General features: G+C 33.4%; 20 protein-coding genes, 1 tRNA gene and 2 pseudogenes. 2 read left to right on the top strand and 21 right to left on the bottom strand.

The genetic code is table 11. The features are described 5' to 3' along the window. Positions 1-3,335: 3,335 nt before the first annotated feature. The 12 genes and pseudogenes from CVT00_RS01370 to CVT00_RS01320 form a co-directional block, all read right to left on the bottom strand. Complete coding sequence (locus CVT00_RS01370; RefSeq protein ID WP_196376873.1) at positions 3,336-3,584, bottom strand: hypothetical protein; 249 nt, start codon at positions 3,582-3,584, stop codon at positions 3,336-3,338. Between the two features lie 716 nt (positions 3,585-4,300). Continuing rightward, on the bottom strand, positions 4,301-4,543 hold the full coding sequence (locus tag CVT00_RS01365) for a hypothetical protein (protein ID WP_196376872.1): 243 nt from the start codon (positions 4,541-4,543) through the stop codon (positions 4,301-4,303). A 749-nt stretch (positions 4,544-5,292) separates the two neighbouring features. Then, complete coding sequence (locus tag CVT00_RS01360; protein ID WP_196376871.1) at positions 5,293-5,928, bottom strand: hypothetical protein; 636 nt, start codon at positions 5,926-5,928, stop codon at positions 5,293-5,295. After that, the gene (locus CVT00_RS01355; RefSeq protein ID WP_196376870.1) at positions 5,925-8,261 is read right to left on the bottom strand and encodes a DUF637 domain-containing protein; all 2,337 of its coding nucleotides are present in this window, start codon (positions 8,259-8,261) and stop codon (positions 5,925-5,927) included. The genes CVT00_RS01360 and CVT00_RS01355 overlap by 4 nt, the downstream gene beginning before the upstream one ends. Positions 8,262-8,336: 75 nt before the next feature. Continuing rightward, positions 8,337-8,609: pseudogene (locus tag CVT00_RS10425) on the bottom strand (hemagglutinin repeat-containing protein); the annotation flags it as partial. Positions 8,610-8,809: 200 nt separating this feature from the next. Next, positions 8,810-9,085 (bottom strand): hemagglutinin repeat-containing protein, encoded by a 276-nt coding sequence (locus CVT00_RS10420; protein ID WP_196376895.1) that lies wholly within the window; start codon positions 9,083-9,085, stop codon positions 8,810-8,812. An 842-nt stretch (positions 9,086-9,927) separates the two neighbouring features. Next, positions 9,928-10,350, bottom strand: a complete 423-nt coding sequence (locus CVT00_RS01340; protein ID WP_196376869.1) for a hypothetical protein — start codon at positions 10,348-10,350, stop codon at positions 9,928-9,930. A gap of 176 nt (positions 10,351-10,526) precedes the next feature. Continuing rightward, the gene (locus CVT00_RS10125) at positions 10,527-10,997 is read right to left on the bottom strand and encodes a hypothetical protein (protein WP_230853774.1); all 471 of its coding nucleotides are present in this window, start codon (positions 10,995-10,997) and stop codon (positions 10,527-10,529) included. A 63-nt stretch (positions 10,998-11,060) separates the two neighbouring features. Continuing rightward, positions 11,061-11,288, bottom strand: a pseudogene (locus CVT00_RS10415) (DUF637 domain-containing protein); the annotation flags it as partial. A gap of 159 nt (positions 11,289-11,447) precedes the next feature. After that, positions 11,448-11,639 carry a hypothetical protein gene (locus tag CVT00_RS01330; protein WP_196376868.1) on the bottom strand — a complete coding sequence of 64 codons (192 nt, stop codon included), beginning with the start codon at positions 11,637-11,639 and terminating at the stop codon, positions 11,448-11,450. Next, entirely contained in the window at positions 11,627-15,856 is a 4,230-nt protein-coding gene (locus CVT00_RS01325; RefSeq protein ID WP_196376867.1) for a filamentous hemagglutinin N-terminal domain-containing protein, read from the bottom strand. The genes CVT00_RS01330 and CVT00_RS01325 overlap by 13 nt, the downstream gene beginning before the upstream one ends. Positions 15,857-15,865: 9 nt before the next feature. Continuing rightward, complete coding sequence (locus CVT00_RS01320) at positions 15,866-17,638, bottom strand: ShlB/FhaC/HecB family hemolysin secretion/activation protein (RefSeq protein ID WP_107915675.1); 1,773 nt, start codon at positions 17,636-17,638, stop codon at positions 15,866-15,868. 457 nt (positions 17,639-18,095) lie between these two features. Here CVT00_RS01320 and CVT00_RS01315 point away from each other — a divergent pair, with 457 nt between their 5' ends. Further along, a complete protein-coding gene (locus CVT00_RS01315; RefSeq protein ID WP_107915673.1) occupies positions 18,096-18,848 on the top strand; it encodes a DUF4198 domain-containing protein in 753 nt (250 codons plus the stop codon). A 636-nt stretch (positions 18,849-19,484) separates the two neighbouring features. Here CVT00_RS01315 and CVT00_RS01310 read toward each other — a convergent pair. The 6 genes from CVT00_RS01310 to CVT00_RS01285 form a co-directional block, all read right to left on the bottom strand. Next, a tRNA-Glu gene (locus CVT00_RS01310) sits at positions 19,485-19,559 on the bottom strand. 148 nt (positions 19,560-19,707) lie between these two features. Then, complete coding sequence (locus CVT00_RS01305; protein WP_107915671.1) at positions 19,708-20,628, bottom strand: phage late control D family protein; 921 nt, start codon at positions 20,626-20,628, stop codon at positions 19,708-19,710. Then, positions 20,619-20,825 carry a tail protein X gene (locus tag CVT00_RS01300; protein WP_107915669.1) on the bottom strand — a complete coding sequence of 69 codons (207 nt, stop codon included), beginning with the start codon at positions 20,823-20,825 and terminating at the stop codon, positions 20,619-20,621. Before CVT00_RS01300 ends, CVT00_RS01305 begins: the two co-directional genes overlap by 10 nt. Then, on the bottom strand, positions 20,822-21,304 hold the full coding sequence (locus tag CVT00_RS01295; RefSeq protein ID WP_107915667.1) for a hypothetical protein: 483 nt from the start codon (positions 21,302-21,304) through the stop codon (positions 20,822-20,824). Before CVT00_RS01295 ends, CVT00_RS01300 begins: the two co-directional genes overlap by 4 nt. After that, entirely contained in the window at positions 21,301-21,672 is a 372-nt protein-coding gene (locus CVT00_RS01290) for a hypothetical protein (RefSeq protein WP_103601962.1), read from the bottom strand. Before CVT00_RS01290 ends, CVT00_RS01295 begins: the two co-directional genes overlap by 4 nt. 9 nt (positions 21,673-21,681) lie before the next feature. Then, a complete protein-coding gene (locus tag CVT00_RS01285; protein WP_107915665.1) occupies positions 21,682-24,093 on the bottom strand; it encodes a phage tail tape measure protein in 2,412 nt (803 codons plus the stop codon). Positions 24,094-24,154: 61 nt separating this feature from the next. Between CVT00_RS01285 and CVT00_RS01280 the strand changes: the two genes are divergently transcribed. After that, a complete protein-coding gene (locus tag CVT00_RS01280; RefSeq protein WP_159071282.1) occupies positions 24,155-24,316 on the top strand; it encodes a hypothetical protein in 162 nt (53 codons plus the stop codon). Positions 24,317-24,431: 115 nt separating this feature from the next. On the opposite strand, the gene CVT00_RS01275 is transcribed toward CVT00_RS01280, so the two are convergent. The 3 genes from CVT00_RS01275 to CVT00_RS01265 are packed head-to-tail and all read right to left on the bottom strand — an operon-like array spanning position 24,432 to position 26,313. Continuing rightward, on the bottom strand, positions 24,432-24,698 hold the full coding sequence (locus CVT00_RS01275; RefSeq protein WP_103644884.1) for a hypothetical protein: 267 nt from the start codon (positions 24,696-24,698) through the stop codon (positions 24,432-24,434). Between the two features lie 13 nt (positions 24,699-24,711). Beyond that, complete coding sequence (locus tag CVT00_RS01270) at positions 24,712-25,206, bottom strand: phage major tail tube protein (RefSeq protein WP_103644885.1); 495 nt, start codon at positions 25,204-25,206, stop codon at positions 24,712-24,714. 12 nt (positions 25,207-25,218) lie between these two features. After that, a complete protein-coding gene (locus tag CVT00_RS01265; protein ID WP_107915663.1) occupies positions 25,219-26,313 on the bottom strand; it encodes a phage tail protein in 1,095 nt (364 codons plus the stop codon). Positions 26,314-26,338: the final 25 nt, after the last annotated feature.

Raw genomic sequence — 26,338 nt, 5'->3', positions numbered from 1 at the left:
AATTAGATCATCATCAATCGTAACCTTGTTTTTCATCGGTTGGAATTTTATTTATTAAAAGTTCTGACATTTGCCTAATTCACGTAAGTTGTATGTATAACTCTTAATTTTTTTATTATATGCACAAATCTTTTTATCATTTGTTTAATATCTAAAACTTGTTTATGTCTTCAAAGAAAGTATTTTGCTGCCAAAAAAATAGCACTCTATCATTTTTTTAATAATCCATTTTTCTAAAAAAATATCATTGCACCGCCAATATTTTTCATTGGAAAGTATTAAATTTACATTGCCAATAAAACCATTATTTTTTTACTTTTTCCATATCTTTTTTAAAGCCAAAATAACAATAATATCCGGCAGTAGAAATCTCTCTTTTTATAATTTCTGAATTTTTCAAATTGTTCGTAAAGTGCATAATCGCCCAAATCATCACTTATCAATTTAACAATTGCAGCTTCAATATCTACAATACTTGTAAATTTATCAAGGTATAAACATTGTTCCGATTTCTGGTTTTCCATTTTTTTAACTCATAAATTTAATGTTATCAAAATTTTTCTAATTCCAAATAATTTTCACCGGCTGCATTAAAAATTTCAAGTTCTCGCACTTGGTTATCAACAACATGCAATAAAAAGTCAGTAGGGTAATGGTTTTTACTATTTACATACATTTCCACAACAATTCTAGTTTGAAACTTGTTTATATCAAGCGATGCAACATTTTCATCTTTTTTTCAAATATATATGCCAAAAACCATCGTATTTTTTTCTATACATTTTTAGCGAAAGAGCATTTAGATGCGCAATAAGTTCATCTTTATAGGCAATATCTTTTTAACATTACATTTAATATTCTATTTAAAATATCGGGGAAACTTATCGTTGTTTATAGAATTATTTTGTTTCTGGCACATAGTAAATTCTATATTTATAACTCCATTATCTCGTTTAAAAGCATTATATTCTATTGTTATGCCATTTACTTCAATGGTATTTTTTTATAATGCTTATTTATTTCAAGGTTTTTTTACCATATAGTTCATTAGCTATTGCATTTTCAACTTCCGTATGATTAAGATTTACATTTTTCATATAAATGCCACCCTACGATACTAATAAATCTTTCTCATTTTTCTTTATCAACCCAACGGATTTGCGGACAATCATCATACCAAAAATACCATAGTTTTTTTACTATTTGAATAGTTACTTATATCATTCAAATCTTTTCGGTAAAAACACTGCGTGTATAATTTATAATTTCATCAGATGGAATATCCCAAAAATATCCCGCTCACCATTTATTCTTTTTTAATTTTTTTGTTGAATATGTTTTTTTGTTTGTTTGTCATAAAAACAATATGGAACTAAAAACCAAAATTTTCTCCATTATCTATCAATTTTTTAACATATACAAAAATGCTTCAAAATTATATTCTAGATTATCCTTAAATTCATCATAGTTCCAAAACAATATGTGAGAAGAACATCCAAAGCACTCTAACGCCTCATTATAATATTTATTTACAATTTTTTGATATATGAAATTTCTGATTGTTTCATAGAAAATTCTCCCTATTTAAATTTAATTTCATAAAGATTTTTACCATTTTTTTACCAACAAAATCTCCATTGGAATATCTATCGTCCATCTTGGTTTTGTTCCATCAGTAAGTGTGGAATATGATCCTTGATGTTTGCCTTGTTTATCATAAATTTCGATTCATCCATTTTTCATTAAATTTATAAGTAATAAGCATAAAATCCTCTATCATCATATATATCAAATAGCATAGAGAATTGATCATCAAACTTTATAAAAAAATTGAACTCTAATATTTAGTGACGGTTCTTTTTGCTAATTCAAAATTAAAAATGTCTCAACAAGATAAAATCGATAAATTAGTATCAATCTTATCTTGCTCTATAAATATAATGCCCGGCCTAATACCATTTTTTTATAGGATTTTTATTTTTATAATTCCAAAAAGACAAACAACTTTCTAGCACCTCGTCTTTTTCCCCAAAAAGGATTTTATACACAATATTTCCAACTAAATTTTTGTTGGTAATTAGAAAATTTAATCAATTCTATACTGACACAAACATTTTCAAAATCAAATTTCGATTTTTATCACACACTTTTTATTTTTTTATTTTTGAGTAAAGTTTTAAAATTCTTTTATCAAAAATTTTTCTGAATTAACAATATAATTATTTTTTTCACATACAATCACTTATGAATTTTGTTGTATAAAAAAATCATCTGAATTTTTCTATATTTTCAATATTTTTTTAATCAAATCCAACAAATTTATTTTTCAATATATTTTTCGTTTTTAGATCCCCCACAAACACCGATAAATTTTCAAATTATTGATATTTTCTCCAATAAGCCTACCTTTTGAAAAAAATAAGAACCCATAAATTTTTCAAAAGAAATATAAGATAATATCTTTGTAAGAATTTCGCTCTCTTTTTAATTTTAATAGAACACAAGATTTTTGCATTAGCTATTTCTTTAACAATATCAAATTCACCATAGTCATATTTTCTATCAAAAATATTGCAAATTAAGCTTATGTATTATTTCATCATTTTCATTATCCATTGCTGCTATAACAGCAATTGCCCTAAAATCATTATCTATATTACCGAATATATCTATTTTTTTAAACAATCTCCATTATATTTTGAATAAATAAATTCTTTTTAAACTATCATAGATTATGAAACTAGAAGCATAAGTTAATTCAGTTTTTCAAATTAGAATTTTTTAAAAATTACTTCACTCATTTTAAATCCTTAATTTTATTTGCGTAGTCTAATGCTTTTTTTAGTAGCTTCTTGTATTTTTTTGAATTTTTAGATATGCTACTTGATAACTGACTTCCACTATTTGAAATATATTTTCCTTAGCTTTACTATCATCTTTTTACCTACTTGGTAGTTAGCTCCTATACTAAGAGATGATCCTTTGTTATAGCTTGTATTTGATAGGTTCTCATAGCTTAGGGTATTTGTTTTTAAAGTAGGTTGTGGTTATCTATAAAGGTATTGTCTTTATCATACTCTCCTGTTGCTAATAGTGATCCTTTTTAGATGAGTGTTTTTTTGGCTAATTATATGATATGTTATTAATTAACTCTAAAATTATGGTGAATTATAGGCTTCTAGCTTTCAATAACTATTGTAATATTTAATAAGTCATTGCCATTATCTGTTGAATATTTGGCTGTTTCACTAATGACATCATTAAGTAAAACCAATAAATCATTGGCTATATTTTTTTATATTTCTGTTTAATTATTAAAATTTAAAAATGTATTGTCATATCATCTCTAATACCAAATTTATTTTTAACCCATATTGTGAATTTTTCTGATTTTTTTCTTGCAGATATTCTTCATAGCTTCCCCATTCATCTACTTCTCGATATTCTTCCCATTCTTTATATCTAATCAACCAAAAATCCTTAAAACCATCTGGTCCGAAACGCAATGGCAAGTTTAATTTTTGATAAATAGCCATAAACTTTTTTTCAATTATATTTTTTTGGTTTATATTCACCAAATTCATCAGCATATATTACATCTTTTTCTAGTTCTTCAAAATCAATTTTTTTACATCTATCATTGTATATTACCAAAAATTTGTTTTATCGTTCCTTGTGGCAATTTGCCAGCTTTGTAAAAGGGATTCCGCTACTATATTATTAAATTTTATGCTCGGCTATCAATTTCGCATCTTCATCAAAGTCATTAATGGAATAACCTAATAAATTTTAGTAAAATTTTACAGAACTTATAATTATCTTATTCCAAATTTCTGGCATTTCATATAAATCTGTATCCGTATTATTATTTTTTTACAAATAGTATCAAGTTTATTTTTATATTCTTTTATAGCTAGGAGCTCATTATTATCAAATAAATACTTATTTTTCTGGCCTTTGTATAAGTTCTAATGGATTAATTATCTCATTTACTAATTCATCACCCCAAGTATATTTATCAGTAGTAGCATTGTCTATATATATGATATTCAGTAGAAGCTAATTCAAATAGCCTTTCTAATAATATTTTTTTAGTTGATACATTTTTTTATTTTTCCCATAATAGCATTAAGATTTCCGTAAATCTGATTTTTGTTATTTTATTTACCAAAATCATTGCAGTCTATATTATCTATTGTATTATAATCAAAATCTTTTTATTCGATAACCCAAAATATTTAAAGAAATTTTTTTCTGCATCTATTTTTTTAATCCAGCCCATATAGTTGTTCCGTATATATCACCATTTGGCAGGTTGAGTATTTTTATTTCGCAATATATTTGCAAATTCTAATTCTCGTTCTGAAAAATTATTTTTGAAACAATCTAATTGTGCTTCTCTACAAAAATTTGCAACTTCTTCAATTAAGTCTTCTGGCGCCACATACTCGTAAATAGTAGAATTATCAATATAATGTATTTGATAATCTGTTGAAGCAAATCTAAACAAAGACTTTGCCAATAATTCCCTTATTTTTCTCATTTTAATTTCCCTTAATAGCATTAAGATTTCCATAAACTCGATTTTATTATTTTATTTACCACTTTATTTTTTTCCTACACCATTGTATGTAAAAACTGTGTGTTGGTATCATGAGCAGGCTCTAAACCACAATAATAAAACTTTGTATTTAATGCATTTGCCATTTTCTTGCAAAAAAATCAATAGAATTTTGTAAGGGATTTTATTTGCTTCATTAAAATCAAAAGATAATGTTAGTTCGTTTTCATTATTATATATTAGAATATATAGTTCAAAAATTCAAAATTTTTAAATCAAAAAATTTTGAATTTCTTTGAACTGAAAATATATATACCCATTTTGTGTTTCATCAAACCTAAAAATTTTTATAATTTTCTTTTTGATAAATTAGGATAAATAGTGGATTTTACATTTAATATTTCCTCAGATTTTTCTATCAATACTTTTGTTAAATTTAAGCAATCTTCTAATTTTACTTTATCTAATAACAATTCTAATATTTCCATCAATCTATAAAACCTTTAAAATTTCCATTTAATTCCAATCTAATGCCACGACCATCTGGTAATCTTTTTCCAAAAATGTTATACCTTTACTATTTGTAACTTTCTTAAATTTAATATTAGAATTTAAAAATATCTTTCAAATGCTTCATGCCTTGCAAATTCCCAAGTATCCATACTACCAGTTGTTTTACCCCATTTCTCAGGTTTTCTGCTGAAGTATGCAACTATAATAATTATTACTAGCTATTCATCCACCACTTCTATCCCACTTGGACAAATTTTGGCAAGTGGGTTGTTATATTCTTGGTGGCATTTTTCGCACTTTATAACACCTAGTTCTGCGCTTACTTGCTCTGCATTATAACAATGCGGACAAACCACATAGCTATCTTCTTGCGTATCTACTCCGATAGCTTTGATACTTGGATCTTGATAGTCGTTAAAGATTTTTCTAAATTCTCTTTTATAAATTTTAAAATCAATAAAACCAGCAAACTCAATCAGATAATTTCTGAATGCAAAATAGTATCTCTTATCTTTTTCTCTAAAATTTAGATCATCTTCAAAGATTTCTTGTAAATCCGACCAAAAATTTTCATAATTAATATTTCTTGGGGCAATACTTAAGACATCGTTTATCCTAACAATATTCCATCTATTTGGGATACTGCCATCAATAATATCAAAAAGCTCAGCACTAAATCCGCAAATGCCATCAAAATCATCCTTGTCATACACAATGATAAATTTTACCTTCCCTTCATACATCTCCATCAGCAAGACATCATAAATAGTATCTTTTTTAAGCGCATCAAATGCACTTAGCTCGCGAAGCTCAAGCGATGAAATATCAATGGTTGATTTTAGTTTTACTTTCATTTTTTACCACCAAATTTTGTTTTATAATCCATCTCATAGTACACTTCATTGGTTTTTAAATTTTTATAAAAATGGACTTCATCTTTACCTACTTTTACCTTTGCTTTAACCCAATCTTTTATATCACCACGTTTTGATAGTTCTGCAATAAGCTTTTTATTGCCTATCTTCTCCCCAGAGGAGGAATTTATTATTTTAGATGCTTTAATAGCATTTTCGGTTAAGGTGCCATCGGAATTAAATATCTCCAAAAAATAAAGTTCCTTCTTATACTTTTCATACAAAGCAACATTTGCGGCACTATCTTTGTCTTTTACTGCCTCTATGGCTGGATTGTCTATTTTAGTAACATCACTAGTTACCTCACTAGGCTTTTTACCAAACCTATCCCAAGCTGCTTTTCCAGCTTTGTTTGCAACAGCACCAGAGCCAGTAAGTCCAGCTATAAATTCAGTATCCCTTGCAGTTACACTCTCATAGTCACCTAATACTACATCAAGGTCGCCTTTGTCTATACCTTCTTTTATTTCACTTGGTATATTTGGGATATTAGCCAACGCATTAACAAATTCTTTTGGGTTATTTACTAAATGATAAACTCCCGTTATTGTATCTTTTACAAGATTTATTCCACCTTTTGCAAACCCTGTTGCAAAGTTTGCTATATCATTACTAAGCTTTGTATCTACTTTTAAATTTTTATCATAAAATTCTCTATTGTTAGTAAAACTATCTAGATAGATATACCTATCCTCATATTGCTTTTTATCTGGATTAAAGGCATTTGTATTATCTAGGCTTGTATTGTAAAAGCTACTTTGCTTTATGAAATTTGTTGCTAGTTCTATATTGTAAAGATCATTTGAGCTTAGGCTTTGTCTATATGCTTCGTTAAATGATCTATCTGTTAGAGATAGTGCTGCTTTTGCTAGGATAGATTTTGCTTCATCATCACTATAAATTTTATTTGTTGTAGTTTGAAGCTTTGATTTAAAGCTTTCTATATTGTTTTTATTGTTTATAAAGTCTATCTCTCTTTGATGAAGCTGTCTATTATAAGTATCTGCACTTGTGGTTATCTTATATCCTGTGTTTGCTCCTTTATCTCCATTAGCTATGCCTCCAGCTATTATTCCTATTAGCTGGGATGCTAGTAGGCGTTTATTGTTATAAGCTTCTATCTCTTTAGTGCTCATATTTGATGTGTCTTTATATAATATAGAAGAGACTGCTTCATTTACAGCTCCACTTAATGCACCAGCTGCAACGTTTTCATGAGATAACTTTGCTGATAGTGCTCCTACGGCTGAGTGAAGAGCTATCTTACCTAAGCCTGATTCTTTAAATAGTGAGTTAGAGTTTATATTTGCTTCACTGCTTGAGTAGCCTCCTACTGCCTTGTAAGCATTGTCTGTTGCTTTAGAGATTAAATTTGATAGTAGTGCATCTTTAAAGTTTGTTTTATAGATGGCAGAGTTTATTGCTGCGTTTGATGTGGAGCTTAGTAGGTCTGCATAAGAGAAAGTATAAGTTGGTGTATTTATGATATTAGTATTACTTAGAGTGCTTATACTTGATATATAGCTACTAACATATGAGCCTACCCCTGCACTAATGGCTGATTTAGCTAGGGATGATGCGTCAAATTTAACCTTGCCATGAGATAAGAGATTGTTTGTTAGTTGGACTGTTGAGTTTGCTATGACAGCTGTTGTCATAGCTGATATGGCTGCACTTGCGGTTGAGCTAGCAGCAGCTCCAAGTGCTCCAGCTACAGCGGTTCCAGCTCCTGCTGTTAGGAATGTAACGATGGCTGTTATTATTAGAGCTCCCATACCGCTAAGAGTAGTTGTCTTATCTTCCCACTCTTTAGAATTTAGAACTGCTTTTACTTGATTTATTGTCTCTTCATCTATTGGGGTATTTGAGTTTGATCTTAGCTCTCTTATAACTCCTTCTTTAAATTCCTCTGAGTTTAAAGAGTCGTTTATGGCTTTAAAGGCTGTAGTGTCTAGCTTGTCTGTTATATCTTTACCATTTAGTGTAAATTTATCTTTTACTTTGATGATGGCAGGTATCTCTATCTCTTCTATCTTGCCTTTTGTTTTTATAGTAGCTGTTAAAACTCCTGCATTGTTGCTTAGGCTTGTATTTACAGATGTGCTCTTTGCTGAGACTAAATTTAAAAGCTTTGTATTTACATCTACATTAGTAGCCTCTATTACAGATGCTAGAGCGTTTATGGTATTTGAGCTTAGGCTTATATCTTTTGCCGATAGTGTGCTTGTAGCAAGGTTATAGTTTGAGCTACTCTCTTCACCATTTGATTTCATTAGATCGCCAAAGCCTGAGTCTTTAAATTTAGATGAGCTCTCTAGGCTATATGATGCTGGGAGTAAATTTAAATTATCAGCTTTTATATCTAAGCTCTCATCTGCGCTGATATTTGAGCCTATAAGTGTAGTATCTTGGTTTGAGGCTATGTTTATGTTTTTGGAGTTTAAATTTGAGCTAACAACCTCTTCATTTGTTGAGCTTGCTGACGCGCTTTGTTTGCCTAGGATTTTTCTTGCGGTTGATTCTGACTTGGCATTAGAGATGCTATTTGTAGATGAAATTTCTATCGCTTCATTAGCCTTTAAATTTAAGTTCTCTTTAGCATCTACATTTGAGGCTACTATGTTTATATCTTTATTGGCATTGATATTTATATTATTGCCAGCTTTTTATGTTAGTGGCTTTTAGCTTCTAGGCTATTGCTTTCTGAAATCTTGGTAGATGTTTTTCCTATTACAAATGTAGGTGTGCTAAGTGAGCTAAATTTATCTTTTGCTTCTTTTTAGAGGGTTTAGCTTTCTTTTTAGATCGACAACGATATCTTTTAGCACTTCATTAGGCTTTTAAGATACCCTACTCTGCTACTCTTATGCTCCTCTTTATGGTAGCTTTCATCATTTGTGTTTGATATAGCTATAAGCTCTGCGTTTAAATTTGTATCATTGCCAGAGTTTAGGTTTGCACCTTTTAGGCTAAGAGCACTTTTGGCATTTAAATTTATATCATTGCCTGAGTCTATAGTGCTATAAACTGCCTTTTTACTGCCATTTGCAACAAGATCAAAGCTGCTCTTATAAAATGCGTTTGGATTTAAAGATATCTTGCTCTTTTTAGAAGTATGAGAGCTAGCCTCTACGTTGTAGCCATTTTCAAACTACTATAGATCAAGCGATGATTTGAATTTTAATTTGACTCCGTTTTTACACCTTCAAAATTTCTAACTTCACTTGTTTATTTTGAGTTATTTTCATCTTTTAACTTTTGATAACTACTGTAATATTTTAAAAATCATTATTATTTTTTTATCACAGTAATTTAACATTTCACTTTTTCACATCGCTGATGAAATCCAATAATTTATTTGCTAATTCGTTATGTTCTTTGTAAAATTTATTAAAAATTTATAAAAAAATTAACTTTAAATTATCCCTAACGCCTTGTTTATTTTTTTAACTCCACATTTATTATCTTCTTCTTTTTATCATTAAAGTAATTCATCATAGCTAGCCCAACCGTCTTCTGGTTTAAATTCTTGCAATTCCTTAAAAATGCAAATATTGATAGAATCTTTAAATGTATCCCAATTATGAGTTGGAGGTAATTTAGTTTTAGCGATAAAAAATATAGCATCTTTTCTTTTATATTTTCTGGAATACGATTGCCATAAGCATAGTTCAATTCTCTAATCTTATCAATTTCATCAAAAATCAATTCTAACTTCTATCATTTAATACCTCCAAACATTTTATTTATCGTTTCTTTTTGGCAATACACCAACTCTATAAAAAGGGATACCATTCCCATTTTTGTCCATAATGGTTGTTTGAGTAATATAGTTCCGTCGCTTCCCACTACTATTCTATGAACATTTTTGCTTTATCTACTGGTTCCACCCTGTATTCTCTATATTGTATTTCTTTTTCCGTTAGATATAGATGGTAATCAAATTTTCTCATAATTGTTATAGATAGAGCCATTATGTTTTTTAAGTTGTGTATTTGTTTTTATAGGTTCCTTAATAATATCTTGCACCGCTTTATTTATATTTTGTGCAAGTTCTCTATTTGGAATATTGCCAATGTTTGGTATATTTTTTGAAAAATTGTCTAAACCACTCAAGGTATTATTTATATGATATTTCGAAAAACTATCAACAATATCGTCAATTGGCTTTAAAACACCATCGCCAACTCTATCCCAAGTTGCTTTTCCAGCTTTGTTTGTAATAGCACCAGAGCCAGTAAGTCCAGCTATAAATTCAGTATCCCTTGCAGTTACACTCTCATAGTCACCTAATACTACATCAAGGTCGCCTTTGTCTATACCTTCTTTTATTTCACTTGGTATATTTGGGATATTAGCCAACGCATTAACAAATTCTTTTGGGTTATTTACTAAATGATAAACTCCCGTTATTGTATCTTTTACAAGATTTATTCCACCTTTTGCAAACCCTGTTGCAAAGTTTGCTATATCATTACTAAGCTTTTGTATCTACTTTTAAATTGCTTTTATCATGTGTCCTTCTATTGTTAGTAAAACTATCTAGATAGATATACCCTATCCTCATATTGCTTTTTATCTGGATTAAAGGCATTTGTATTATCTAGGCTGTTGTATTGTAAAAAGCTACTTGCTTTTATGAAATTGTTGCTAGTTCTATATTGTAAAGACTCATTTGAGCTTAGGCTTTGTCTATATGCTTCGTTAAATGATCTATCTGTTAGAGATAGTGCTGCTTTTGCTAGGATAGATTTTGCTTCATCATCACTATAAATTTTATTTGTTGTAGTTTGAAGCTTTGATTTAAAGCTTTCTATATTGTTTTTATTGTTTATAAAGTCTATCTCTCTTTGATGAAGCTGTCTATTATAAGTATCTGCACTTGTGGTTATCTTATATCCTGTGTTTGCTCCTTTATCTCCATTAGCTATGCCTCCAGCTATTATTCCTATTAGCTGGGATGCTAGTAGGCGTTTATTGTTATAAGCTTCTATCTCTTTAGTGCTCATATTTGATGTGTCTTTATATAATATAGAAGAGACTGCTTCATTTACAGCTCCACTTAATGCACCAGCTGCAACGTTTTCATGAGATAACTTTGCTGATAGTGCTCCTACGGCTGAGTGAAGAGCTATCTTACCTAAGCCTGATTCTTTAAATAGTGAGTTAGAGTTTATATTTGCTTCACTGCTTGAGTAGCCTCCTACTGCCTTGTAAGCATTGTCTGTTGCTTTAGAGATTAAATTTGATAGTAGTGCATCTTTAAAGTTTGTTTTATAGATGGCAGAGTTTATTGCTGCGTTTGATGTGGAGCTTTAGTAGGTCTGCATAAGAGAAAGTATAAGTTGGTGTATTTATGATATTAGTATTACTTAGAGTGCTTATACTTGATATATAGCTACTAACATATGAGTCCCTACTCCCCTGCACTAATGGCTGATTTAGCTAGGGATGATGCGTCACTTAACCTTGCCATGAGATAAGAGATTGTTTGTTAGTTGGACTGTTGAGTTTGCTATGACAGCTGTTGTCATAGCTGATATGGCTGCACTTGCGGTTGAGCTAGCAGCAGCTCCAAGTGCTCCAGCTACAGCGGTTCCAGCTCCTGCTGTTAGGAATGTAACGATGGCTGTTATTATTAGAGCTCCCATACCGCTAAGAGTAGTTGTCTTATCTTCCCACTCTTTAATATTAGAACTGCTTTTACTTGATTTATTGTCTCTTCATCTATTGGGGTATTTGAGTTTGATCTTAGCTCTCTTATAACTCCTTCTTTAAATTCCTCTGAGTTTAAAGAGTCGTTTATGGCTTTAAAGGCTGTAGTGTCTAGCTTGTCTGTTATATCTTTACCATTTAGTGTAAATTTATCTTTTACTTTGATGATGGCAGGTATCTCTATCTCTTCTATCTTGCCTTTTGTTTTTATAGTAGCTGTTAAAACTCCTGCATTGTTGCTTAGGCTTGTATTTACAGATGTGCTCTTTGCTGAGACTAAATTTAAAAGCTTTGTATTTACATCTACATTAGTAGCCTCTATTACAGATGCTAGAGCGTTTATGGTATTTGAGCTTAGGCTTATATCTTTTGCCGATAGTGTGCTTGTAGCAAGGTTATAGTTTGAGCTACTCTCTTCACCATTTGATTTCATTAGATCGCCAAAGCCTGAGTCTTTAAATTTAGATGAGCTCTCTAGGCTATATGATGCTGGGAGTAAATTTAAATTATCAGCTTTTATATCTAAGCTCTCATCTGCGCTGATATTTGAGCCTATAAGTGTAGTATCTTGGTTTGAGGCTATGTTTATGTTTTTGGAGTTTAAATTTGAGCTAACAACCTCTTCATTTGTTGAGCTTGCTGACGCGCTTTGTTTGCCTAGGATTTTTCTTGCGGTTGATTCTGACTTGGCATTAGAGATGCTATTTGTAGATGAAATTTCTATCGCTTCATTAGCCTTTAAATTTAAGTTCTCTTTAGCATCTACATTTGAGGCTACTATGTTTATATCTTTATTGGCATTGATATTTATATTATTGCCAGCTTTTATGTTAGTGGCTTTAGCTTCTAGGCTATTGCTTTCAAATTTGGTAGATGTTTTTCCTATTACAAATGTAGGTGTGCTAAGTGAGCTAAATTTATCTTTTGCTTCTTTTAGAGGGTTTAGCTTTCTTTTTAGATCGACAACGATATCTTTTAGCACTTCATTAGGCTTTAAGATACCTACTCTGCTACTCTTATGCTCCTCTTTATGGTAGCTTTCATCATTTGTGTTTGATATAGCTATAAGCTCTGCGTTTAAATTTGTATCATTGCCAGAGTTTAGGTTTGCACCTTTTAGGCTAAGAGCACTTTTGGCATTTAAATTTATATCATTGCCTGAGTCTATAGTGCTATAAACTGCCTTTTTACTGCCATTTGCAACAAGATCAAAGCTGCTCTTATAAAATGCGTTTGGATTTAAAGATATCTTGCTCTTTTTAGAAGTATGAGAGCTAGCCTCTACGTTGTAGCCATTTTCAAAGAGGATATTGCTCTTTGAGTTTAAATTTATATCTTTGTCTGATTTTAGCTTAGATGATACTAGATATATATCATTAGCTGAGTTTAAATTTATATTATTGCCTGATTTTAGGCTAGTGCTTACTACTTCTGAGCTTACGGCGCTATCTATGGTTTGCTTTTTAGAAAGGAGTGATTTAGAGCTATTTATAGCTGTTGCTTCGCTAGTGTTTGACTGCGCTGCTAGTATGATATCACTAGCATTTAAATTTATATCTTTTAGTGCGTTTAGATGAGTTGATGAGACTAAAAGAGTATTTTTAGCATTTAAATTTATGTCGCTATTTGCGTTTAAATTTGCAGCGCTTACTCTTTTTACACTCTCATCAAATTTCATCCCTTTAGAGCTTACATGATGAGTGTAGCTAAACTCATCTGCTTTTATCTCTATATTATTGCCTGAGTTTAAATTTATATCTCTACTCGCATCTAAATTTGAGCCAGATACTTTTATGTCATTGCCAGCTTGTAAATTTATATCGTTTGTAGCCTCTAGGTTAGAGACTTTGCTAAACTGAGATTTGCTTTGATCTAAATTTATATTATTCTTTGCATTTAAGCTTAGATTTTTAGATTTTAGATCAGAGCTATCTATCTCTATATCATTAGCCAAAATGTTAGCATCTCTACTAGTTGCTAGATCTGCACCTTTTAGCTTTATCTTTTTATCTGCATTGAGATTTAAGCTATCAGCCACTACGCTTCCAGCTAGGCTTATGTTGCCTTTAGCGTCTAGCTCTATGTTATTTGCCATTACTAAAGCTGAGGCTTTTACGTTTTTGTCTTTGGCCTCTTTTTTAAATTTACTTATGCTCTCATTTCTTGCTTCATATAAACTGTCAAGGATATTTGCTATATAAGCAGAGTTTATACTATCAAGGCTGTAGTAGTATCCTTGGTTTTTCACCTTTCTATTTAGGTTTTTAATTATTGGGCTATTAAATATTGGCTCAGAGAATTTATCTAGATCAACATTTGCTAGTTTTATATCATCATTTAGTGCGTAGCTTGAAAAGTCCTGCGTGCTTCCTACTATATTATTGCCCGCTGCAAATACTGCTGGCAAGCCAACATCTGTGTATGAGAAACTGAAAACTTTTCCTGTTCCACCTTTGGTTTTCCAGCCTCCACCTCTATACCATTTCTTTTTCTCTTTCCACTTATAAACGCTATAGCTATTTACGTGGTTATTTAGCATTAGAGCTATGTTTTCTACATTATCGCTATTTAGCTTTAGATCTCCTCCAGCATATATAACGCTCTTATCGTTTAAGACATCATTTACATTTAAATTTATATCATTGTTAGCTATTATGCTACCTGGGATGAAGTTGGCTTTATCATCTTCGTTTAGCACATCTTTAACTATGCTATATGTGATAGTTCTTTTTTGTTCATTATTCTTTGCTCTACTAGTATCAACTAGAACCTCATTTGTATCATAGTCTAGTCTTAGATTATGAAATATCTTTTGGCTAGTGCCAACTAGATGCGAGTCTTTGTGTAAATTTAGAGCATATAGAGCGCCATCTTTATTTGCAGCCTCTTTTAATACTAACTCATTTACCTCGTTTTCATCTAGCTCGCTTATATCTTTGCCTAGCTTCTTAGCTAGTTTGGTGCTTATCTTCTCTTTTAGCTCTTTTAAATTTACACCAAGCTTATATCTATTTACTCCCTCTTTTTTTAGGTGCATAGTGCCTTGTTTGTGCACTGTATCCACCCTAGCCTGCGAGCTTGAGTTATTTACCAGCTTTTTAGCCTCTACATTTATATCTTTAGCATAAATTTGACTAGAAGTATTTACCAAAGTGTCTGCTTTTATATTAAGGCTCTCTTTTGCACCTATTAGCGCTTCATCTTTGTTTGTTATAGTCTTTGCCTCTATCTTAACATCTTTGTTAGAAGCGATAGCGCCAGCATTAACTATGTCGCCATCAAGGCTTATCTCTATGTTGTTATTTGCTATCACTAGGCCGTTATTATTTACGCCTACGCCGTTACTTGTGCCAACTAGTTTGATTTTATTAGCATACATACCGCCAAGCGCGCTACTATCTAGGCTAAAGCTGTTTTCTTGGTTTTTAGTTTTTACGTCGTTATAAAGTCTATCTTTGCTTGAAGCAACCGCCTTTTCACCGATGATGTTTAGCTCATTTGCGTGGATATTTGAGTTTAAATTTACAGCATTTGAGATGACATTTGTATAGTCGCTACTCTTATCGTTTAGGCCGTCCCCTACGATGTCGATAGAGTTATTAGATATTAGCTCTATCTCTTTGGGGCTTAGTTTATTGATATTACCTGTTGTTAGTGTGAGTGAGCGAGAGTTGATCATATTTAGACCATCTACGCTTATGCCATTTGGGTTTGCTATGACCACATCAGCTCTGCTACCAGCAACCTCTAAATTTCCTTTTAGAGATGATTTCTCAGCCGAATTTACTTTGTTGATAATAAGGCTTGCCTCTTTTGTAAGCCTATAGTTTGCATCTATCTGGCCAGCTATCTTTGTATCTATGTTTTTATTAGAGTTATTAAGGATAGTGCCAGTGGTTGGCGTATTAAATCTACTATATTCATTTATAGAGACGCCCTTGCTATCAGGGTTTGTGATATTTATTATTAGCGTCTCATTAGGAGCTTTTAGTATATCAGGGCGGTTACTAGCACCTGGGTCAGCTATGATACTTGGCTCATTTGCAAGGGCAGGCATAGTACCAAGTAGCAAAGAGAGACTTACGTAGAAATTTAAGCCTATGGTTAAAAGGCTAGGCTTTTGCGCATTTGAAATTTGGTTTTTCTTTAGCATATTTTATCCTTAAAATTCGTAGCTTATGATGAAATTTACATTTGTTGATTTAGTTTCAAAGCTCTTTGGTTTATAAATAGGTTTAGAGACAGATATGTCGTAGCTTAGGTTGTTGTAGGCTTTTATGCTGCCTCTTAGACCTATGGCGTATCCTGCAAGGGTGTTTTTATCCTTTATGCCACTACTTGGGGCTCTTACCATGCCAGCGTCAAGCCCTGCATAGACAGAGTTGCTCTTATAGTAGTTATATGAGAGGGTATTTCTTACGCTTACTCCGTGATTTCCAACAAGCGAGCTCTCCCCGTCAAATCCTCTAACACTGTAGTATCCACCGATACTAAATTTATCTTGCAAGCTTAGTCTATTTAGACCATATCTTGCGTTGATATTTAGATCGTAGCTTAGTGGAAGTTCAAATTTATATTTGTAGTTTAGGTTTAAATTTATTAGAGCAAACCTAGATGTTGCCTCGCCACTATCCTCTAAAGGATCAGGCTGTGAGTTAAATATCCCAGTGCCCTTTTTATAAGCTAGCTTAGTGCTAAAAGCTTGATTATATGAGTTGTAGCTTGTTTTTACGCCTACCTCATATCCAGCATTTCTTCTAGCTTGGTTATCTAGCTCGTAGTCCTCTAGATAGTTTTTATTTTTTCTCTTAAATAGCTTTACATAGGCGCTATTTTTAAAATTTGAGTCCCTATAAAATGTATAAGCAAGGCTTAGTGAGTCACTCTCGCTTCTACCTTTATATGTGTAGAGGTTGTAGGCTGCGTTTATGATCTGGGCGTAGTCATATTTACTCTTTTCATACTCAAGCATGAAATAGCCAAATGGGATACTAAAGCCGTAATAGTAGTTATTTGAAGCTCCGTGATCACTAGCGCCATTAAATTTATTTGTGACCTCATATTTTTTAAATATATCTTTGCCACGTGAGAAGCTAAAAATTTCGTTAAATCCAAGTAAATTTAGCGTGCTTAAATTTAGCATTCCTTGATACTTGCCGCTTTGTTTTGAGCCAAGGTTATCAATGCTTATAGCAGCTTTTAGAGGGAAGCTATCAACTCTAGTGATCACTATATTTGAAAAGCCAGCTCTATTTGAAGGTAAGAATTTAATACTAACGTCATTTTTCGAGACGTTTTGAAGTGACTCAAGAGCCTGCTCGATATCTCTTATGTTTGCCACTTTATTTTTATGAGAGTACTCACCAAATGCGCTAAATAGGCTCGCTCTATTTCTTTGAGTGTCAAGCTCATTGATGCTTATATCATCTATTAGACCAAGATTTATGACAAACTCTAGCTTGGCATCTTTTAGGCTCTTTGTAACTAGGCTCGCACTTGAAGTGATATAGCCACTTTTTATTATCTCGTTATTAAAAGAGTTTATGATTAGATTGATAGAGTTTTTGCCAAGACAGCTGCCAGATTTAAAGTCAAGCTTGTTTAAGCTAGCCTCTAAAATAGAGTTAAATTTAGAGTAGTTTGTATTATAAGCTTTTCTTATTATAGCCTCATCAGCACCACTACTAGCATTAAAGCTAGCTACTTCGTTCTCACTAAGAAGTGAAATTTTATCTATTTTAAAGCATGGGGTTTCGTTTAAATTTAGCTTACCTTCTGAAGTTGGTTTTTCGTTAAGTAAATTTATGTTGGAGCTTTCGTTAAAAGAGCTTGCCATATTCGCCCTAATCTCTTCGTTGTTTAACTCGTTTTTTAGATTAGTCTCATTAGCAAGTAGCGCAGCACACACCATGCTTAAAGATAAGAGAGTTCTCATCTTAACCTTCCTTGGAAATAACTATAAAGTTATATTTTTTAAAAATAATTTAGTGACATTATAAAGGATATAATCTTAATTAAATATTAAAATATAATGAGAAAAAAGAATTTTTATATAAAATATTTTCAGAAATAAAACTTTTTAGTTATATAAATGGTAAAGACAAAATTTATTTTTGGTTTATCCCTTTGTGGATAAAATTTAATTTTATATTGATATTAATTATTATTTTTGATATAATTGCACAACTGATTTATATCTCGTAATTTCAGTTGTTAAAAGTATTTTTTTAATACTTATGTTATTTTATAAATTTAAATGAATAAAATCAGTTTTTGATTACTAAATTGTTAAGTAAATAGCGAAAATTTAGTCATGTAGAAATTTAACAATATTTTTTTGTGACATATATTAGAAATAGAAAAATAGACAATTTAATCTGAAAGGATATGTAATGAACAAGCATTTATTTGCACTTTTGGCTTTGGCGGCTTTTAGCAGTCACTCTTTAGCTCACGAATTTTGGCTTTTTGGAAGCAGCAAAGAGGTAACAAGCGTTGATATCGGCTACGCAGACGACTTCCCAACTGTTGAAAAGATCCCAGACAACAAGACCGGACTATTTGAAGCCCCATACATTATAAACAAAAATGGCGAAAAACTGAGCCTAAAACAAAGCGGCGAAAACTACCATTATGAAAGAGCCAAACTAGAGGACGGCTCATACCTTATAGCTGGCGAGTACAAGCCTACGTTTTGGACAAAAGCGAGCGATGGCACATGGCACATGGGCAAAACCAAAGAGGACATCAAGGACGCCAAATACTGCAAAAAAGCGAGCATGAGCGCAAAAGGCGTCATAAATAAAAACGCAAAAGATAGCTCAGTCACAAAGCCGTCCAACCAACGCCTAGAGATAGTCCCACTTGACAATCCAGCAAATTTCAAAGTGGGCGTGCCATTTAAAGTGAAAATTCTATTTGAAGGCAAACCACTAGAAAATGCTACACTTGATGGAACATTTGATGGCTTTTTGAAAGAAAAAAGCGCATTTCACGGCCAAACTGAGTCAGATGGTACGATAGAAGTGCTTGCGCTTAAACCTGGAAAATGGCTACTGCAAACTGTGCATAAAATGCCGTTTGCTGACTCAAAAATTTGTGATGATGAGACGATCGCTGCAACACTTGCGTTTGAGCTAAAATAGATCAAATTTAAGATCAAGCAAGTTTTCATCTTAAATTTATAAAAGGGCGTATTTTAATGCGTCCTACCCCTTTTATCTTATAAGTCAAATTTATCAAGTCAAAATCAGCAAATTTATCAAATTTATATTGCAGCTAAATTTTAAATTTGTGTATTTCTAGAAGATTTAATGAAAATGTCAAACTCCAGCAGTCATGATTTCATCATTATTTGTAATCTCTAGATTTTTATAAATTGCTGATCCGTTTTCGCCTAAAAATCTTTTACAAAACCTCAAGCACTTCCCCCGTTATTAAAAACAAGTTTTTTTAGACCTTCATGAAATAATTATGAGATTTTTAAAAATACGGCATTGTGATATAATTTCTACTATTTGAATACCCAAAATTGCTTCGCATATTAGCAAGCAATAAAGAAAGCGTTATAATCCATAGATGTAAAATTTACTGAAAAACAAATATAGAATATTTTTACTGTGGAAAACGAGCGCTCCATTGCTTTCTACATATGCAACTCTGGTAGCTTTTTAAAACAAATTTACCTTTTATAAAAATAGAAAGAAATTTTAAACATTTTTTAGTCAAATTTATTGCACTAGCAGTAAATTTTAAAAATTTGAGTTAAATTTAGAAAAAAATGGTGACCCATACGAGACTCGAACTCGTGTTACCAACGTGAGAGGCTGGTGTCCTAACCGCTAGACGAATGGGCCAAAAGATGGTGCCCCGTGTAGAGACCGCAAAACTGCATAAAAACGCCGAAAATTTAGCACTTAACACTTTAAGCTTTGCTTAACTCCGTTTTAACTCCGTAAAAATATTTTATTTTTTCGGTTCGTTTCCATTTGTAACATTTTTGTGTTAAAAAAACTCAATAGTGCTAAGCCAGTTATTATTTATGCTATGCGTGATCTTTGATATTATCGCTCTTAGCGTTTTTGGCTCGTCTTTGAGCTTGATATTAATATACCCACCTGCAAAAAATGGGCGACCATGTATCGACACGGTGCCAGCTAATACGCTATTTTTTTGCCTCTTTAGCTTTGCCTCTGCTTTTGATAGTGCTTCTGCTTCATCACGTGCAAAGTCGCTAAATTTAAGCACTGGTGTTCCTTCTCCTACCTTTGAGACGACTGATTTATTTTTTTCGCTGTCAAACCATTTTATCTCACAAGCATTATACTTTTTTGTGTGATTGATTTGGTAGTTTAGATCGATGATCTCGTCTTCGGTTATGGTATATTCTACTCGGTCATGATCCTTGTCTTTGTCTATAAAAATGAGCGTTTTATTTTTCACACAAAAGGTTATTTCGAGATCATCGGCTATCTTTTTACAAAACGCGCAGTCGCTTAGGTCGTATTGCTCGATGTCGCCTACCTCGTCCATTCGGCTAAAATCGATCTTGATGTTATAGCCGTTTTCTTTGGCTATCGATTTTAAAATTTCTTTATAGCTTTGAGCTTTAAAAGTTCGGTTCTTTTTTTCGCGAAAAGCTTTAAAAAAATTTGCCGATATTGCCTCGATCTCGTAGCTTTGCTTATAGTTATACTTTATCGTGGCAATCGTAAAATCACCCAAAAAAGCACCATCAATATAAATTTTAATCTCGTCTTCTTCTCTTGGCAGTGGTGCGCTCCAGTGCATAAGCACATTTAAAACATCACTTTCGTCACTCTCGTAGTCGTCTATGCCTATATCGATCCATGGTATCTCATCCGTTTTATCTACGCCGTTATATAAGATTTTAATTTTTGGCGCTCTATATCCTGCTATTCCCATAAGTATTTAGCCTTTTTTTCTTCTTGGGGCTCGATGCTTGGTAAATTTACCTCATCACCACTTTTTAGCTTTGTTTTGTGTAAAAGATGCTCGTTTTCTCTTAGAAATTCACTATAAACGTTTTGATCTAAAGAGCCGTAAATTTTAAAGCATATCATGTCCATGCTCTCGTCATCTTTTGCTATATAAATTTTCATTTTTTTAACTCCTGCGAAAATATATACTCTGCCTTAGCTAACACTGCATCGCTTATCTTTAGTGCCTCTGTGTCAAGATCGGATAGTTTTCGTAAATAAAAAAAGCTCCTGCCATCTTTTGCCACTGCCTGACCTGTCAAAAATCCGCTTGTGTTGCCTTTGTTCTGCCTTGTTTTGGTAAGCCCCCTAACATAGAAATGCCGCCCCTTTGGTATGCCGTAGTCATATCCTTTTGGTCTTGCGTGAGCTTCGAGCATGAAAGGCGTTATAGCTTTTGGCATGGCAAATATTTTGATACTTAGGTCATCTGCCCTTGCTCCGCGTCTTACAAGACGCTTTTTATCAAGGTATCTCTTTTTGATTGATACTCTTTTTGCGATTAGTTCTCTTTGCTCTTTTGATACTTTTGTGAGCGTTCTATTCATCGCGTTTCTTAATACCCTTGTGACCTCTTTGCTGAATTGATTAAAATCGCTCATAGTAAATAGCCTGAAATTCTGATTTTTTTTGTGTAATACCAAATGCCATTAAAAAAGAGTTTGACAAAGTTATCGGTGCTTTGTGTCATCGAGTAGATAAGTATATAGTTGCCTCGCACGAGATCAAAAGCTGAAATTTTAAGCGGTATCGCCTGCTTTACTAGCTCTTCAAATCCGCTAAATTTAAGCACGTCATCGAGCAATATAGTAGCTTCAAAGCTAAATTCCTCATCATATCCGCCTAGATGTGTATATACTGGTCTTGTGATCGTGTTTTTCTTGTCGTAATTTACGCTTAAATTTTTCTCTATACCTGCGACGTTGTCATCTATGCTAAAAACATATTTATCAATCGTTATTATCCTCATATCTACCCCTTAGTCGCCATAACTATAGCTCGAGTTTTGCACCGCTTTGGCTACCGCCTGCGGCGTGGCGTTTGACCCGCTCATCGTGATATTTACTACTTTGTTGTCGTTGATAGTCTGATTTTTATTGTTCGCTGCGTTTTGTCTTTTAGCTTCCGCGTTCTCGCTTATCGCTCCGCTTGTGCTTTGCGTTTTTGGCTTGCTATCGTAAAATAAATTTAAAGGGTTATACCAACTGCGATCCGCTCCATCCTTAGCCCCTAGCATATCTTTTAAACCGCCACTTATATCGAGATTTTTAAAGCCATCTACAATACTATTAAATGCATCAACTACTGGCTGAAAAAATGCCAAAAGGTCATTTAATAGGCTTTTTGCTTCTTCGATCCATGTGCTAAATTTAAGCCTCACTATGTCTATTATAAGCGCTATTGCGTTTATAATGTTACATACTGCTTGAAGTGGGAATGTAATAATATTTAAAGCATAGCTCATCCATTTCCCAAACTCTCGCCCTGCGTTTGTTGCTGCGCCAAGCTCCTCGGATGTGGCGTTGCTTTGATTAAAAAGTAGCTCAAAAAGTGAGGCTATGCCTGAGAAAATAGGCTTTATGGCATTATTCCAAACTCCACTAAGTGCATCTGTGAGCCACCCACAATTTTGACTAAGTGCCTCAAATGTGCCTAACAAAAAAGCTTTTACGTGATCCCAATATTTATAGATTAGCGCTCCAGCCGTTGCGATCGCTGCTAAAACAAGACCGATGGGATTACTTAAAAATGCAAGGCTTAGCGCTCTAAAGCCTAAAACTATCTTTTTAAGCCCTCCGACAAATCCTAGAGATGCGCCACTTGCTGCACTGCTTGCCAATCTAAAGCTTTTTAAGTTGTTATTGACAAGCCCTGAAAGCATCGCCTTTGTCTTCATTAAGATATTGCACTGCGACAAAGATGCGTTTAGCTTTAAACAATCAAAAGGCAACATCATTAAAATTTGGCGGTATCCACCAAGTGAGAGCGTCAAAATCGCCGATGATGCTTTTAGTGTTGTCATTGCCACGTTGAAGCCGAAAAAAGCAGCTACACTAAAACCTATTTTTTTAACTAGGTCTTCATTACTTCGCACAAATTCGGTTATTTTTTGTATAAATTCCGTGATTTTTTCTACTCCTCTTTTAATATATGGTAAAAAAACCCTACCAAAACTTACACTAAGCTCATTTAACGCGTTTTTCATTAGTTGAATTTTATTTTCCGTAGTATCACTTCTTGATTGAAATTCCGCTTCCATTGACCCAAAGCGTTTATTGTCACCACTTAGTGCCATAGCCTTATCAAAGTTCTCTATCGCACCAGTTAGCAAAGAAATATCATCCCCAAAATTTTTGCCAAAGATAGTAGTTAAAACGCCAGTCTTTTTCTCTTTTGGGACTTTTGAGAGTGTATGCAAGAAGTCCGTTAGCGCTTTTTGTGGATTTTTTAAAATTTGTGCTTTTAATTCTTTACCGCTAAGCCCTATGCTTTTAAATGCTTTTTCGAGATCGCCACCTGCTTTATCGGCGTTATTCAATACTGTAAGCATTGAGTTTATTGCCGTTGCTGCTACTTCTGGCTGCTTGCCAAGAGCGATAAAACTACTCGCAAGTCCAGCTGTCGCATCTGCACTTAACCCCATATCTTTTGCATTACCTGCGATCCTACCTACTGCATTTACTATCTTGTTTGCCGTTGATGCTGAGTTGTTAGATAGGTGGTTTATCGTATCTCCAAGCCCTCTAACGCCATCTACACTCATATTAAAAATATTCATAAGTGTTGCCATGTTATCGCCTGCTTCTTTGGCGCTCATATCAAAAGCAACTCCCATCTTTGCCGCCGTTTGTGTAAAGTCCATTAAATTTTCTTTTGCTATGCCAAGCTGTCCGCCTGATGCTGTTATTGATGCTATCTCATTTACGCTTAGCGGTATATCGCGGCTCATATTTAAAATTTGGTTTGAAAATTCCTTTAACTCATCTGGCGTTTTAAAATCAACTACTTTTTTTACATCTGCCATCGAGCTTTCAAAATCAATCGCACTTTTGATCGGTGCTGCGATCGCTGCTACTGATGCCACGCTTGCGACGATCTCGGTTTTTAAATTTGCTAGCTTTTGCTTTGCCTCGTCCATATCGATGCGGATCTTGGCTTTTGTGGCTCTTTGCAGGTCTTCTTTTAGCTTCGCCATTTGTGTGTGAAAGCCTGCTTTTTGAAACGGCTCAACTTTTAGCTTTTGCAAGGCTGTGTTATACTTTTCTATGCCTGATTTTATGTTTGCATTTAGCTTATCGCCTAGGCTTATAGTGCTTCTATCAACGGCTTTTAAGATATTATTTAGCCCCTTAAGCTCCATGTTAAAGGTTAATGTTGCTTCTTGTGCCATATATTGCCTTTTTATTTTGATATTAGTAAAATATTAGTGATTTTTATACAAGGTGGTTAAAATGGATTATTTAGGCGCTCTTTTGGCTGGGTTTATGCTCCCTATCATTCTCATGGTCGGTGGCTTAATCGCCTGCATGTTTTGGTATATAAGCGTGCCCTTGCTTGTGCTTTTTGTCATTGCTAAAATTTATAAGAGCAAGAGCAGCAACGCCGCTCTTTAGTTTTGATGTAAGCGTTTTGCGATCTCAAAATAATCTACAAATTCGTTAAATTCTAATCCCATAACGTCGGATAGTGTAAAATTTAGGGAGTGCGTGATTAGCGCAATCCCCTCTATTAGTTTTTTACATCAACGCCCATAAATCCGCTTATCGTCTTGCTAAGCTCGACCCACTCGCTTATCGGCAATGAGTTTAAAAACTCCTTATTTAACTCGCCGTCACTCATATCAACGAGTAAATTTTTAGCTTGCTCGATCTCGTCACCCTTTGCGTTTTTTGTGGCGGATTGGATTTGTAGCAGAGTAGGGGCTTTTAAATAGACCTTTTGCCCATCCGAAAATGTGAATTCTTCTTTTGGTAGTTCGATTTTTTGAAGTGGCATTTTTTATCCCTTTTTATAAAATATTTTTGCGTATAGTGCCAAATAGATCGACGCCATCATTTTCGAATATATGGTTCAGTGCGTCATAAAGTATCACTCTTGCCCCTGCAACTTCGAGCTTATAAAATGTTAGGCTTACTTCAAAGCTTAAATTTGCCTCTTTATTAAACTCAAATTTAGCTCCATCGAGGCTTTTTATCTTGCCCTCAAAAGTAGCGATAACTTGTTCATCGTCGCCGTTTGAATTTGTAGCGTTTGCTTTTAAGTATAGTTTTTGTGTCTTTGAACTATCCAGCATCTTAAAATATAGCTCGTTTAGGTTATTTACGGTGATTTTGGTATTTAGTGGCTTTACCACTGGCAAAACTGCTTCAAATTTGCCGATGCCGCTACTTGTTTCGATCGTCTCTTTTTCGATCTTTGGCAGTTCAACCTCAACGACCTCACCCATCAATCCGATGCCATCAATAAATAAATTCCCACCTGTAAATGCTTGCGCTTTTAACATTTTTACTCCTTTTTATAGTTCTTCGATTAGTTTTTGCGAGTAATCGGTTACTCGGTAAATTCTATTGACTATGCGTTTTATTAGTGGCATTTCTTGGACGTTGTGTTTAATATACACTATGCCCTCGCTTATAGTCTCGTTTGAGTTTAGATCCTTTGGCACTGTGATCTCAAAGCCTACTACCACGTTATTGGCGGTTAGCCTTAGATAAAACGCTTCTAAGCTATCAACTACATTTTTGAGTACGTCGCGCATGCGTTTATCGATAGCCGTTTTTTGTGCTTTGAAAATCGTATCTATGGCGGTATAAAAAATAACATAAGTATGTATCGAGCCAAATAAGTCATCATTGCAAGTCTCTCCACCCCATGCCCTTATGCCATCATCGGCGATTATAAGGCTTACGCCTTTGCCTCTTAGTCTGTCTGCCTCGCAGTCCTCGCCTTGTATAAGCTCGACTTTGTCTTGAATTCCTATAACTCCGTCGATAACTCTATTTGAATACGTTTGTGAAAATCCGTACTCGGTTTCTGCCATAATTTTCGCGTAGAGTGCTATTAGAAACGCACTAGCAGGGCGCACAACCTTATCAACTCTTATCACTTTTTGATATGTGATGATCGCCGTTTTGGTGCTATATTCTTGCAGTGTGGTATTTATCTCGCTCTCTTTTGTTTTGTTTAGCTCGATTGCATAAACTCCACGCAGATAAGCGGCTATCTGTTTGAGCTTCTCGTGTGTGCCTTTGTCGTTGTAGCCAACTGCCAAAAAGAATTTAGGTTTTGTTCCGATCGTGGCTTCGCATTTTTTTAGCTCATCGATAGCGTTTTGGCATGCTACCTCATCGGCATTTTGATCGCTTGTTTTAGCAAAAACGCTAAGCACGATTTGATTATGTAGCCCAGTGGCTTTTAGGTCTGTTAGCGTGTCTTTTATCGACCCCTCACCAACTTCTTTAAGCGCCTCTAGTATATCGCTATATAAGTATAATCCAGCGGTTAGCTTTGTATCGTCGCCGATTATGGCGATAGGGCGTTCATTGTTTATCTTGTATGGTGCAAGCGAGGCGTTATATAGCTCGACATTTACTCCAAATTTTGCTGCCATTTTCTCTCCTTTTAATTTTTGCTTT

The sequence above is a fragment of the Campylobacter concisus genome, from assembly GCF_003048675.2.
Taxonomy (GTDB): Bacteria; Campylobacterota; Campylobacteria; order Campylobacterales; family Campylobacteraceae; genus Campylobacter_A; species Campylobacter_A concisus_F.
This window is presented reverse-complemented; position numbering and strand designations above follow the sequence as displayed.

Bases quoted from the DNA above. Each gene is read 5' to 3' on its own strand.
- CVT00_RS01370 (WP_196376873.1), bottom strand. From the start codon at position 3,584: ATGAATTTGGTGAATATAAACCAAAAAAATATAATTGAAAAAAAGTTT.
- CVT00_RS01365 (WP_196376872.1), bottom strand. From the start codon at position 4,543: ATGAGAAAAATAAGGGAATTATTGGCAAAGTCTTTGTTTAGATTTGCT.
- CVT00_RS01360 (WP_196376871.1), bottom strand. From the start codon at position 5,928: ATGAAAGTAAAACTAAAATCAACCATTGATATTTCATCGCTTGAGCTT.
- CVT00_RS01355 (WP_196376870.1), bottom strand. From the start codon at position 8,261: ATGAAATCAAATGGTGAAGAGAGTAGCTCAAACTATAACCTTGCTACA.
- CVT00_RS10125 (WP_230853774.1), bottom strand. From the start codon at position 10,997: ATGAGCACTAAAGAGATAGAAGCTTATAACAATAAACGCCTACTAGCA.
- CVT00_RS01330 (WP_196376868.1), bottom strand. From the start codon at position 11,639: ATGGGAGCTCTAATAATAACAGCCATCGTTACATTCCTAACAGCAGGA.
- CVT00_RS01325 (WP_196376867.1), bottom strand. From the start codon at position 15,856: ATGCTAAAGAAAAACCAAATTTCAAATGCGCAAAAGCCTAGCCTTTTA.
- CVT00_RS01320 (WP_107915675.1), bottom strand. From the start codon at position 17,638: ATGAGAACTCTCTTATCTTTAAGCATGGTGTGTGCTGCGCTACTTGCT.
- CVT00_RS01315 (WP_107915673.1), top strand. From the start codon at position 18,096: ATGAACAAGCATTTATTTGCACTTTTGGCTTTGGCGGCTTTTAGCAGT.
- CVT00_RS01305 (WP_107915671.1), bottom strand. From the start codon at position 20,628: ATGGGAATAGCAGGATATAGAGCGCCAAAAATTAAAATCTTATATAAC.
- CVT00_RS01300 (WP_107915669.1), bottom strand. From the start codon at position 20,825: ATGAAAATTTATATAGCAAAAGATGACGAGAGCATGGACATGATATGC.
- CVT00_RS01295 (WP_107915667.1), bottom strand. From the start codon at position 21,304: ATGAGCGATTTTAATCAATTCAGCAAAGAGGTCACAAGGGTATTAAGA.
- CVT00_RS01290 (WP_103601962.1), bottom strand. From the start codon at position 21,672: ATGAGGATAATAACGATTGATAAATATGTTTTTAGCATAGATGACAAC.
- CVT00_RS01285 (WP_107915665.1), bottom strand. From the start codon at position 24,093: ATGGCACAAGAAGCAACATTAACCTTTAACATGGAGCTTAAGGGGCTA.
- CVT00_RS01280 (WP_159071282.1), top strand. From the start codon at position 24,155: ATGGATTATTTAGGCGCTCTTTTGGCTGGGTTTATGCTCCCTATCATT.
- CVT00_RS01275 (WP_103644884.1), bottom strand. From the start codon at position 24,698: ATGCCACTTCAAAAAATCGAACTACCAAAAGAAGAATTCACATTTTCG.
- CVT00_RS01270 (WP_103644885.1), bottom strand. From the start codon at position 25,206: ATGTTAAAAGCGCAAGCATTTACAGGTGGGAATTTATTTATTGATGGC.
- CVT00_RS01265 (WP_107915663.1), bottom strand. From the start codon at position 26,313: ATGGCAGCAAAATTTGGAGTAAATGTCGAGCTATATAACGCCTCGCTT.